The sequence below is a fragment of the Breoghania corrubedonensis genome (genome assembly GCF_003053845.1).
In the GTDB taxonomy this organism is placed as follows: Bacteria; Pseudomonadota; Alphaproteobacteria; order Rhizobiales; family Stappiaceae; genus Breoghania; species Breoghania corrubedonensis.
Genome location: NZ_QAYG01000018.1, coordinates 1 through 10,701 on the forward strand (window position 1 = coordinate 1; position 10,701 = coordinate 10,701).

At 61.9% G+C, this 10,701-nt stretch carries 10 protein-coding genes and 2 pseudogenes; 4 read left to right on the forward strand and 8 right to left on the reverse strand.

Annotated elements, in window-relative coordinates; genetic code table 11:
* Positions 1 to 605: 605 nt before the first annotated feature.
* The 3 genes from C8N35_RS23380 to C8N35_RS23390 all read right to left on the reverse strand — a co-directional run bounded on the left by C8N35_RS23380 (position 606) and on the right by C8N35_RS23390 (position 3,156).
* Positions 606 to 1,643 (reverse strand): TRAP transporter substrate-binding protein, encoded by a 1,038-nt coding sequence (locus C8N35_RS23380; RefSeq protein ID WP_107992173.1) that lies wholly within the window; start codon positions 1,641 to 1,643, stop codon positions 606 to 608.
* Between the two features lie 210 nt (positions 1,644 to 1,853).
* Complete coding sequence (locus tag C8N35_RS23385) at positions 1,854 to 2,324, reverse strand: MarR family winged helix-turn-helix transcriptional regulator (RefSeq protein WP_107992182.1); 471 nt, start codon at positions 2,322 to 2,324, stop codon at positions 1,854 to 1,856.
* A gap of 31 nt (positions 2,325 to 2,355) precedes the next feature.
* Positions 2,356 to 3,156, reverse strand: coding sequence for a crotonase/enoyl-CoA hydratase family protein (locus C8N35_RS23390; protein WP_107992174.1), 801 nt, complete (start codon positions 3,154 to 3,156; stop codon positions 2,356 to 2,358).
* Between the two features lie 510 nt (positions 3,157 to 3,666).
* Here C8N35_RS23390 and C8N35_RS23395 point away from each other — a divergent pair.
* The 3 genes from C8N35_RS23395 (at position 3,667) to C8N35_RS23405 (ending at position 6,811) form a co-directional block, all read left to right on the forward strand.
* Positions 3,667 to 4,218 (forward strand): TRAP transporter small permease, encoded by a 552-nt coding sequence (locus C8N35_RS23395; RefSeq protein WP_107992175.1) that lies wholly within the window; start codon positions 3,667 to 3,669, stop codon positions 4,216 to 4,218.
* Complete coding sequence (locus C8N35_RS23400; protein ID WP_107992176.1) at positions 4,215 to 5,507, forward strand: TRAP transporter large permease; 1,293 nt, start codon at positions 4,215 to 4,217, stop codon at positions 5,505 to 5,507. Before C8N35_RS23395 ends, C8N35_RS23400 begins: the two co-directional genes overlap by 4 nt.
* Before the next feature lie 104 nt (positions 5,508 to 5,611).
* Entirely contained in the window at positions 5,612 to 6,811 is a 1,200-nt protein-coding gene (locus tag C8N35_RS23405; RefSeq protein WP_107992177.1) for a lytic murein transglycosylase, read from the forward strand.
* 60 nt (positions 6,812 to 6,871) lie between these two features.
* Here the strand turns inward: C8N35_RS23405 and C8N35_RS23410 are convergent, their stop codons facing one another.
* From C8N35_RS23410 to C8N35_RS23425, 5 genes and pseudogenes are all read right to left on the reverse strand, one after another.
* Positions 6,872 to 8,044, reverse strand: a complete 1,173-nt coding sequence (locus C8N35_RS23410; RefSeq protein ID WP_107992178.1) for a M20 aminoacylase family protein — start codon at positions 8,042 to 8,044, stop codon at positions 6,872 to 6,874.
* Positions 8,045 to 8,310: 266 nt separating this feature from the next.
* Positions 8,311 to 8,409: pseudogene (locus C8N35_RS24575) on the reverse strand (methyltransferase); the annotation flags it as partial.
* 3 nt (positions 8,410 to 8,412) lie between these two features.
* Positions 8,413 to 8,904: pseudogene (locus C8N35_RS23415) on the reverse strand (class I SAM-dependent methyltransferase); the annotation flags it as partial.
* Complete coding sequence (locus C8N35_RS23420) at positions 8,859 to 9,284, reverse strand: EVE domain-containing protein (RefSeq protein ID WP_107992179.1); 426 nt, start codon at positions 9,282 to 9,284, stop codon at positions 8,859 to 8,861. The pseudogene C8N35_RS23415 and the gene C8N35_RS23420, both read right to left, overlap by 46 nt.
* A gap of 3 nt (positions 9,285 to 9,287) precedes the next feature.
* A complete protein-coding gene (locus tag C8N35_RS23425) occupies positions 9,288 to 9,575 on the reverse strand; it encodes a YciI-like protein (protein ID WP_107992180.1) in 288 nt (95 codons plus the stop codon).
* 192 nt (positions 9,576 to 9,767) lie between these two features.
* Between C8N35_RS23425 and C8N35_RS23430 the strand changes: the two genes are divergently transcribed.
* On the forward strand, positions 9,768 to 10,583 hold the full coding sequence (locus C8N35_RS23430; RefSeq protein WP_107992181.1) for a hypothetical protein: 816 nt from the start codon (positions 9,768 to 9,770) through the stop codon (positions 10,581 to 10,583).
* Positions 10,584 to 10,701 lie beyond the last annotated feature (118 nt).

Here is a 10,701-nt window from a genome sequence, read left to right on the forward strand (position 1 = left end):
AAAGGCTCCAAGATCCCGCAAGCGCTCCGCCGCCCACGTTTCTCTTTCTTCTTATCAAATTGTCAAAAAACCGATGAAGAAAACTTCATCCTTCCCGAAAGAGAGCCTTCTCTAGAAGGCGTGAAACCGGCTCTCGGATTTTACCCCGAGACCACAGCCTCGTCTTTCAAGGAACCACCGTGTTTCAGGCGCCGCCGTTGCGGTGGCGCGTCCCCGTCGCCCGGTGTGGCGCTTATATAGTCGGCGGCTCGGTCGACCGTCAAGCGCTTTCGTCATAAAAAATTCAAGCGCGGACGTCTGCTTTCAAACTTAAGGTTCCATTAACCATAAGCTTGCGCAAGTGCCGCTGCGTTTTCTGCTGTTTCCGGCTGATTTCGGGGGAAATCCACAGGTTGGGGGCTGTGGATTTTCTTCGTTAAAAACTGCTCGTGACGGGGTCTTCAAACCGGCTTCTGGCGCCCAGAGCCGGAATCGTGGCCAAATTGCACAAAATAGGTGCGTGCTCAATTTTTCTGCTTGGATTTTCACGTCATTTGACCCACGTCCGGAGGCAACCGTCCCGCAAACGTCCGCGGGACGGATACAGACCTTGGGACGCGCGCGCCCTATTCGCCGGCATATTTGGCGATCATCGCCTTGGCGTCGTCGATCAATCCCTGGGCGTCGTAACCCTTGGCGTCCATCGCCTTCACCCAGTCTGCGACGACGGGTTTCGACGCGGCCTTCCAGCGATCGACCTCTTCGGGACCGAGCGTGACGATCTCATTGCCGCGCTTGACTGCCAGCTCGCGGCCATGAGCATCGCCTTCATCCATGAGCCGGCCGAACTGCCTCGACAACTCCAGACCGGAATTGTCATCGATCACCTTTTTCAGATCGGCCGGCAGATTGTCATAGGCGTCCTTGTTCATCGTGAAGACGAAGAAGGCGGTATAGAGACCCCGCGGGCCGGAAAACTCGGTGTGCGTGTCGACGAGTTCGGTGATGCGCAGCGGACGTGTCACCTCCCAGGGGATAACGGTACCGTCGATCACCCCTTTCGACAGGGCTTCGGGCGCGGCGGTGACCGGCATGCCGACCGGCGAGGCACCGAGGCGGCCGAGCAGATCGTTGACGATCCGGGACGGGCCACGCAAACGCTTACCCTTCAGGTCCTCCAGTTTCGTCACGGCGGCACCGCGCATATGGAGCACGCCGGGGCCGTGCACATGAACGGCAAGGACATGGGTATCGGCGTATTCATCGCGCAGGTGCTTGTCGTAGAATTCCCAGGCAGCCGCCGAGGTCGCCTCCGCGCTCTGTGCCGTCATGAAGGGCAGTTCGAACGTTTCGGACTTTGCGAAACGGCCCGGCGCATATCCCGACAGCGTCCAGGTGAGTTCCACCACGCCGTCCTTGACCTGGTCGTAGAGCGCGGGTGGCTTGCCGCCGAGCTGCATCGCGGGAAAGTGCTGGACCTTGATACGCCCGCCGGACTCGGCTTCTATCTTGTCGGCCCAGGGCTTCAGCACCTTCGCCGGTATATCTGCCTGAGGCGGCAGCATCTGGTGAAGCTTGAGCGTCACGTCCTGGGCCCCCGCCGAATGGACGAACCCCATGAGCGCGGCGCCGGCAAGCCCGGCACGCGCGATCCGCATGTACATAATGTCATCCTCCCAAAAATCCGGGTTACCGACGCGCAATGCGTCTGTCCCGGTGGCCGTACGCCTCCCCGCGTGCGGTTTCGCTTCCAGTCTAGCGAATTTTGTTCTGACAGTTAACAGTTTTGATGTAGAATGTTCCCCGGCACCCGCGGTACTGGGGCGAGGACGACTGCTGTCTGGATGACATGCGCGAGCACAGGCCGCGCAGGGCTAGATGACGCGCGCGAGCAGGCCGCGCAGGGCCGCCTGCTCCTCTTCACTCAGCGATGCAAGCACGCGTGCCTCGTGCCTGCGGATCGCCTCCACCGCGGCGTCACGCAAACGCCGTCCCGCGAGAGTCGCCCTTAACGCATAGGCGCGGCGGTCGCCGGGAACCCGGTGCCGGCCGATCAATTCCCGACCTTCCAGATGATCGACGATCAGCACCACGCCGGATCGCTCAATGGCGAGCGCGCGGGCGAGCTGGCTCTGGCTGATGTCGGGATTGTCAACGATGATCGTCAGGGCGGAAAACGTGCCCGGCCTCAGTCCCAGATGCTCCAGGCTCGCCAGGAAATCGGTGTGAATGGTCATGTAGGCGCGCTTCATCGCATAGCCGATGAAGCTGGCGAGCACACCGGGATCGACCTCCCCCGCCGAATCCCCCTTATCGGCTCTCGCCTTGTCCGCCTTGCTCACCATCACCTGCGTCCCGCCTTTGTCTGCCACGCCTTCAACCGAAACGTGGCTTGCGCTTTTCGAGGAAGGCCTTCAACCCTTCGCGCGCATCCTCACTCGTCTGCGACAGCGCGGCACACAGGCTTTCCGCAAAAAGTCCATCTGCGCGCGACATGTCATCAATGCGCGAGAGCGCCTGAATGACAATGTAATTTGAAAGCGGCGCGTTGCCGGCGATCGTGCGTGCCAATGACAGAGCCTGCGCCCGGGCGCCGCCCGGCTCGCTCACGTAATGCGCAAGCCCGAGGGCGAGCCCCTCTTGGGCGTCATACTTGCGCCCTGTCAGCATCATTTCCACCATGCGATCCGGCCCGAGAATGCGGCCAATGCGCACCGAGGCGCCGCCGCCGACGAAGATTCCGCGCCGGCCTTCGGGAAGCTGGAACACCGTGGAGGGATCCGCGACCCGCACATGGGCGGCCGCGGCGAGTTCCAACCCCCCGCCCATGACCGCGCCCTCCAGAGCCGCCACCACCGGCAGACCGCCGAACTGGATCGTATCCATCACCGAATGCCAGTGGCGAGAATGCTTCATGACCTCCGGTGCCGGGCGCGACACATGCTCCGAAAGATCAAGACCTGCGGAGAAATGGCCGCCGGAGCCGGAAAGAAGCGCCACCGCGACCCCTTCGGGCGGCGCGGCGAAGAAAGCCCTGAGATCCTCGACAAGCGCATCATTCAAGGCGTTGCGCTTGTCCGGACGCTGCAAGGTCAGATGGGCGATCCCGTCCTCAATTCGAATTGTAAGAGGTCCGCTTTCCGTTTCGGCCTTTCCGGCCACTCCGATCTTCGCCATCTGGCACCTGTCTCCCGATCAAAAACTCATGCCGCGACGGCGCACGGCCGCACGCACCGCCATCCCTTGCCCGTTTCGAACAGATTGTAAATCGAAAATACTGTTCTTGCATTGAACAAAATGGCCGGAACCGCTTGCCCAGTCCCTTGTTCATGCTGTTAACATGCGTGGTGTTGTCCGGTGTGGAAGCTTGACCCGAAAGCGTGCATGCGCAGCGGGTGCGGGAAGAGGAGCCCGTGCTTGCCACTACGGCCGATGCAAAAAGACGCGCCAGACGACGAGCCGCGCAAGGGGAGGATATCCGATGCACACAGCCTGCGCTTTCCAGCTGGAAGCCGGCGGTCGAATACCGCACGCACACCTCACGCCACCGCATTGAATCAGGCCTGCCGAACCACCGGCAACGGCCTGACACGTGTCCGCAGCCTCATCCATATGTGTCGCCACGCCTGAACGGACGCTGCGTCTGGCGCGCCTGTGCCCCATCTTCCAGCAACGAGTATGCCTTCCATGAAATCCCCGGTTCTAACGCTACCGGCCCGTCTCGAACGCATCTCGACGATGATCGAGCGGATCGCCGGTCTGTTTCTGGCCGCCATCACGATCATCGTCTCGGCCTCCGCCATTGGCCGCTACCTCCTCTCCATGCCAATCCCCGATGCCTTCGACGTTTCGAGGCTGATGATGGGGGTGGCGATCCTGTGGGGGCTGGCGAGCGTCGGCTACCGTGGTTCCCACATCAAGGTCGACTTGCTGGCTGAAATCCTGCCGGCTCGCATCCGGCGCTGGATCGATATCTTCGCCTGGACGGTGCTTCTGGTCTTCACTTGCCTTTTCGCCTGGATGCTGATGTCGCGTGTGGGAAGCTACTACGCCTCGGGCCAGGTCACTTCCGACCTGCGCATGCCGATCTGGCCGTTTTTCGCACTGATGTGGCTGGGCGTCGCGGCCTCCGTTCTCACGGTCTTCCTTCGTATCGTGCTGATGCTGCTCGATCCTCGCAGAGGACTCGATCACTACGAGCGGCTGGATGCAGATGACGCAGGAGAGAACGCCCGATGAGCCCCGCAGATTTTGTCGCCCTTGCCGGCTTCATCGCGCTTTTCGTCATGATCGCGCTGCGCGTTCCCGTCGGTGTTGCCATGGGGCTTGTGGGCATTGGCGGGTTCGCCGCCATGACGCGTGTCGAAACCGGTCTCAACCTGCTGGCGATTTCCCCGGCACGCACCGTCACCGACTTCAACCTGACCCTGATACCGATGTTCATCCTGATGGGCGTGCTGGCGACGAATTCCGGGATGTCGAGCGAGCTCTTCCGCGCCGGTCAGGCATGGCTTGGACGCTATCGCGGCGGACTGGCGCTCGCGACCATCGGAGCCTGTTCGGGCTTTGCCGCGATCTGCGGCTCGTCGGTCGCCACCGCCGCGACGATGAGCAAGATTGCGCTGCCGGAAATGCGCCGCTTCGGATATTCCGACGATGTCGCAACAGGCGTCATCGCGGCCGGCGGCACGCTGGGCATCCTGATCCCCCCGTCCGTCGTTCTCGTCATCTACGGGTTCATTACCGAGCAGGACGTCGGGAAGCTCTTCGTAGCCGGCATAATTCCGGGCATTCTTGCCGTCTTTCTCTATATGGCGACGGTGCGACTGGCCTATGGTGGGAGCTTGCCGGCGGGCAATTCGGTCAGCTGGTCGGAGCGGTTCGCCTCCATCCGGGGTATCTGGGCCGTCATCCTCCTCTTCGTGGCGATCATCGGCGGCATCTATGCCGGTGCCGTCACCCCGACGGAGGCGGCCGCGGCCGGCGCCTTCATCACCGGGCTCATCGGCGTGCTTCGCGGCCGGCTCAATGCCCACTCGCTGATGCACAGCCTGATCGAGGCGCTGAGAACCACCGTCGCGATCTTCACGGTACTGATCGGCGCCCTGCTCTTCGGCTACTTCCTCACCATCACCCAGACGCCGCAGAAGATCACGTCGTTCCTGATCAGCCTCGATCTCGGCAACTATGGTACTCTCGTCGTCATCCTCGCCCTGTTCGTGGTGCTCGGCTGCATTCTCGATGCCATGGCGATGATCATCCTGCTGGTGCCGATCGTCTTCCCGGTGATCACGCAGCTCGGTTTCGATCCCATCTGGTTCGGCATCATCATCGTCATGACGGTGGAGCTCGGCCTCATCACGCCTCCGGTCGGCATGAATGTCTTCGTGATCAACTCGATCGCGCCCGACACCAATCTCTTCGGCATATTCCGAGGCGTGTTGCCCTTCGTGATGATCGATATATTGCGGCTGGCGCTGCTGGTCGCGTTTCCCGCAATCGTGCTGTGGCTTCCACAAACGATGTGAATGGAAACGTGCGGGGTCCGGACAGGACTCCGCCGCCGTTCAGCCGCAATAGTGCCGGATCCTTTATCATCAACGGATCCGAGCCTTCGGGGTACTGACAGAAGATGACCACGACACGCACCGCGGCGGGCTACGGCGCGATATTCGCCGCCGCGCTGTTGGCTGTCATTCCGGCGCACGCCGCATCGCTCAAGTCCTGCGTGGACGGCCTGCGCCGCGACACGATTGCCGCCGGCGTGCCCCGCACGGTCGCGGACCAGGCGCTGGCGAACGTTTCGTTTGATGAAAAGGCCGTCCGCTTCTCGCGTACCCAGCCGGAATACAAGACCGAGATCTGGGACTACATGGCCTTCCTTGTCGACCGGGACCGCGTTCGGGACGGCCGCGCCCTGATGAAGCGGCACATGACGACGCTCGCCCAGGTTCAGAAACGCATCGGTGTCGACCGGTACATCGTGGCGGCACTCTGGGGCGTGGAGACCGACTATGGCCGCAAGAAGGGCGACTTCTTCATTCCCCATGCGCTTGCCAACGTCATCTGTCTCTCCGGGCGCCGCGCCGACTATTTCAAGGGCGAGCTGATCACCGCACTGAAGATCGTCGCGGCCGGCGACATCCATTTGAAGGATCTCAAGGGGTCATGGGCCGGCGCCTTCGGCCAGACCCAATTCATGCCCTCCACCTATCGCCGCCTAGCGGTCGATTTCGACGGCGACGGACACAAGGATCTGGTCAACTCGACCGATGACGCGCTGGCATCGGCCGCCAACTACCTGAAAAAGGCCAGCTGGGACAACCGCCTGCCCTGGGGCTTCGAAGTCATTCTGCCCAAGGGCTACGATGGCCCGTCGGGACGAAAGAAACGTGCAGCCCTTTCCACCTGGGCCAGTCGCGGTGTCAGACACATCAATGGCTCACCGCCGAAGGGCAACTATTCGGCGGGATTGCTGCTTCCCGCAGGGCGAAACGGACCCGCATTCCTGGTGACCAGCAATTTCGATGCGCTCTATTCCTACAATGTCGCGGAATCCTATGCGCTCGCCATCGGCCACCTGTCGGACCGCCTGCGCGGCCATGGCCCGCTGGAGACCCGGTGGCCGACCGACGACCCCGGGCTTTCGCGCGAACAGAGGCTGGACCTCCAGCGGCGCCTGATGGTCAACGGCTACGATATCGGCAAACCGGACGGACTAATCGGTCCCGCCACGCAAAATGCCATACGCAAGGCGGAAATCCGCCTTGGTATGGAGCCGACCGGACGCCCCGGAACGAAGATCTACCGTGCGCTCGGCGGCACGAAATAGGCCTGGCGGCAGCTTTGGCGAGTGTCCGCCCACCGACCGTTCCCCAAAAGAAAACGTCGCCTACCTCGCGACCGGCAGAGCCTTTTCGACCAGCGTCACCCAGTAGGAACATCCGAACGGAATCGCCCCATCATCGAAATCGTACTGCGGGTGGTGAAGATCCGCAGAGGTGCCGTTGCCGATGAAGATGTAGGAGCCCGGCCGCTCCTCGAGCATGAACGAGAAATCCTCTCCCGCCATCATCGGCAGACAATCCGCGTTGACCTTCCCATCGCCTGCCACCGCCCTGGCGACTTCGGCAGAAAACTCGGCGCGCTCCGCGTCGTTGACGGTCACCGGATAATTGCGGCGGTAGTCGACGCTCGCAGCGCCTCCAAACCCCTTGGCAATGGATGACACAAGTTCCTTCATCCGCGCCTCGACCAGATCGCGCATCTCGGCACTCAACGTGCGCACCGTACCCCGAAGAGTGACGCGCTCCGGAATGATGTTGTACGCGGTCCCCGCCAGAATTTGGGTCACCGAGACCACGGCCTGATCAAACGGATCGGCGTTGCGTGAAACGATGGTCTGCAAAGCAAGCACGATGGAGGACGCGATCACGATCGGATCCACCGTTTCGTGAGGCTTGGCGGCATGCCCTCCGCGGCCGGTGATGACGATATCGTACATGTCGGCGGCCGCCATGATCGCACCCGGGCACATGGCGAATTCACCGACCGGCATGCCCGGGTAATTGTGCATGCCGTAGACTTCCTCGATGCCCCAGCGGGTCATCAGCCCATCCTCGACCATTGCCCGGCCGCCGCCGCCGCCTTCTTCCGCAGGCTGGAAGATCATGATCGCGGTGCCGTCGAAGTTGCGCGTCTCGGCGAGATATTTCGCGGCCCCCAGCAACATAGCCGTATGGCCGTCATGCCCGCAGGCATGCATCTTTCCTGGAACCGAGGAGGCGTAGTCCTTGCCCGTTTCCTCTTCTATCGGCAGCGCGTCCATATCCGCGCGAAGGCCGATCGTCTTGCCCCCGCCGCCGTTGCGTCCCCTGATCACCCCGACGACCCCGGTCTTGCCGACCCCGGTGACGACTTCATCGAGCCCGAACGCCTCAAGCTTCTCGGCAACGATCGCGGAGGTGCGCAACGTGTCGTAGAGCAGTTCCGGATTACGGTGCAGGTCACGGCGCCACTCGGTAATCTCATCGGCGAGTTCGGCGAAACGATTGACGATCGGCATGGGTATCCTCGGTAGGAGTTGGGGACGAGTGGTCCGCGAAGCGCGCATTTCACGCCGCGTCGCGATCCAGCGCAAGCCCTCGCCACGCACTTTTTTTAGCCTGTGAGCGCCCGCTTGCCGGGCGCCGTCTCTTCGCTGTCGGCAGCTTTGAGCCGGTAGACGCCCGTTCGCTTGATCTCTGAATCCTCAAGCGCTCGGGTTACCGGCACCTCGAAGACCGCAAGCTGCTCGAGCCGGTTCCTTGGCAGGTAGGAGCGGCCCGGATCGCCGATCAGGACCAGCGCCCCGGCCTCTCGAACCCTGTCGGCCCAGGCCAGAACCTTCTCGGCCATCGGCTTTTCGTAAAATACATCACCGCAAACCAGCACATCGCAGGCAGGAGGGTCGTCGCACGTGACGTCGTGTCCCTCTATCACGATTTCCACGCCATTCTCCTGCGCATTGAACGCCATCGCGGCAAGGGCGAATGGATCTATATCGCAGGCTCGAACCGAAGCTGCGCCGGCAAGCCTGGCGGCAATCGCCACCAGCCCCGAACCGGAGGCGAAATCATAGACGCGCTTGCCACGCACCAGTTCCGGCGCATCGAGAATATAGCGGGCAAGGGCCTGCCCGCCTGCCCAGGCGAACGCCCAGAAGGGTGGCGGCAGGCCGATTTCCTCCAGTTCCTCTTCCGTCCTGGTCCAAAGGTCGATCGCCTCGTGCGCGAGATGCAGCGATATCTCCGGGGCGTGCGGTACCGGCAAAAGCGTGGTGTTGGCACGAATGAAGGCGCGACGGTCCGCCTCGCTCCGTATGACGCCCACGGTCGCCGTCACGGCACCTCCTTCAACCCACCCATCTCGCACACGATCTTCCACTCCTCCTCCGTGACCGGCTGGACCGAGAGCCGCATGGATGTGACGAGCGACATTTCCGCAAGCCGGGGTTCCACCTTCACATCGGCCAGCGTCACGGGCTTGGGCACATCGCACACGGCCTTGATGTCCACGCATTCCCAGCGCGGATCATCCGTCGTGCTGTCGTGATGCGCCTCAGCGCACACCTCGACGATGCCGACGACCTCCTTGCCTTCGTTGGAGTGGTAGAAGAAGCCTTTGTCGCCAAGCTTCATGGCGCGCATGTTATTGCGGGCCTGATAGTTGCGCACACCGTCCCACTGCTCGCCGGCCTCACCCTTCGCCTTCTGCATCTCCCAGGACCACTTGAACGGTTCCGACTTGAACAGCCAGTATGCCACGCCTCACGCCTCCGGGTTCTTGACGGCCCAGGCCCAGGCCTGCGCCTCAACGGCCGAAAACAACCCGGCTTTCGCGTACGGATCGCGCTCGGCAATGGCGAGGGCTGCTTCCTTGCTGTCGGCCTCTACCATGACCATGGATCCGCACGGCTTGCCGTCGTCGCCGAGGAAGGGGCCGGCGAATTTCAGCGCATCGCCGAGACTGTCGAGAAATGCCAGATGATCTGGGCGAGTATCGAGCCGGATCTGCAGGCTGTCGGGCTTGTCGGTACACATGAGGGCAAAGAGCATGAAAGTCTCCCGGTGAATGTCGGCCATACGCTAGAGCAAGCCGTGTGTCAGTGAAATCGGTTGCGGAGGAAAATTCTTCGCCAGCCCCGCACAGGCCTCTGCCGTGACGGCCCAACGCCCGGCAACCTGTTTGCCACGCCTACCCGCGGGCACTATGAAGAAAAATACGGAAAAGAGTTTTCAGGGGGCATCGTGTTCAAGGCCATTCTCAAGGGGAGCGTGCAGCTCTGCCTGTCGAACTTCGACGATCTCATCAAGGCCGCTGGGGCATGGACCGTGGTCCTGATTCTCTTCAGCCTCATCGCCCAGATGGCCGATTTCGGCAATCGGGCGATGAACGCGCAGCTGATCGCGCAAAATCCGGGAAAATTTGCGTTCTTCGTGCTCGTGAGCCTTGTCATCCAGTTCGTCGCAGCCTCGTCGATCGCCGTCGCCTGGCACCGCTTCGCGCTTCTGGGTGAACGCCCCGCAACCATCCACCTGCGGTTCGGCCGGCCTGAATGGCGCTATTTTCTCTATTCGCTGCTGCTGGGCTTCTTCATGGCTGCCGTCATGCTGATTTTTGCATTGGTCGCGGCAGGCTTCGCGGCGATCTCCACCGGCCTCTCCGCGAACGAGACCGCAGCAGCCATCATTGCGGTTCTCCTGATGATAGGCTTCGTCTTTGCCGCGCCATTATTTGCGCGTGCCAGCCTGATGCTGCCCGCAGCCGCCATCGACAGGCCCATGGGCCTTTTCCGCGCGCTGCGGTTCGGCAAGGGATTCGGCTGGCCAATGGTTTTCGTGACCATCGTGCTGATCATCCCCTTCATCCTGCTCGATCTCCTGATCATGACGATCATGGTGAGTGTCAGTGCAGGACTTCCGCAATTGATCGTCATCCTGCAGTTCGTGCTGTTGAAAGGGTTGGAACAGATCGTCGTGACGATCCTGCTGCTCTCCGTGGTGACGATCACCTACGCCTATGCGCGCGAGCGAGAGGACGCGGGCAACCAGCCAGATGACTGAACCCGGAAACGGTGTTTGTCTGAAAGTCAGTGACCTCCACCCGAGGTGGAGGTTTGAAACGCTGCGCTTGAACCACTGGAAGTGGTTTTGTTAGCGCCTAGTAGCTACGATTGAACAG

Excerpts from the sequence above, each read along its gene's own strand:
- C8N35_RS23395 (WP_107992175.1), top strand. The coding sequence starts at position 3,667 with ATGAAATCCCCGGTTCTAACGCTACCGGCCCGTCTCGAACGCATCTCG.
- C8N35_RS23425 (WP_107992180.1), bottom strand. The coding sequence starts at position 9,575 with ATGCTCTTTGCCCTCATGTGTACCGACAAGCCCGACAGCCTGCAGATC.
- C8N35_RS23390 (WP_107992174.1), bottom strand. The coding sequence starts at position 3,156 with ATGGCGAAGATCGGAGTGGCCGGAAAGGCCGAAACGGAAAGCGGACCT.
- C8N35_RS23410 (WP_107992178.1), bottom strand. The coding sequence starts at position 8,044 with ATGCCGATCGTCAATCGTTTCGCCGAACTCGCCGATGAGATTACCGAG.
- C8N35_RS23400 (WP_107992176.1), top strand. The coding sequence starts at position 4,215 with ATGAGCCCCGCAGATTTTGTCGCCCTTGCCGGCTTCATCGCGCTTTTC.
- C8N35_RS23385 (WP_107992182.1), bottom strand. The coding sequence starts at position 2,324 with ATGGTGAGCAAGGCGGACAAGGCGAGAGCCGATAAGGGGGATTCGGCG.
- C8N35_RS23405 (WP_107992177.1), top strand. The coding sequence starts at position 5,612 with ATGACCACGACACGCACCGCGGCGGGCTACGGCGCGATATTCGCCGCC.
- C8N35_RS23380 (WP_107992173.1), bottom strand. The coding sequence starts at position 1,643 with ATGTACATGCGGATCGCGCGTGCCGGGCTTGCCGGCGCCGCGCTCATG.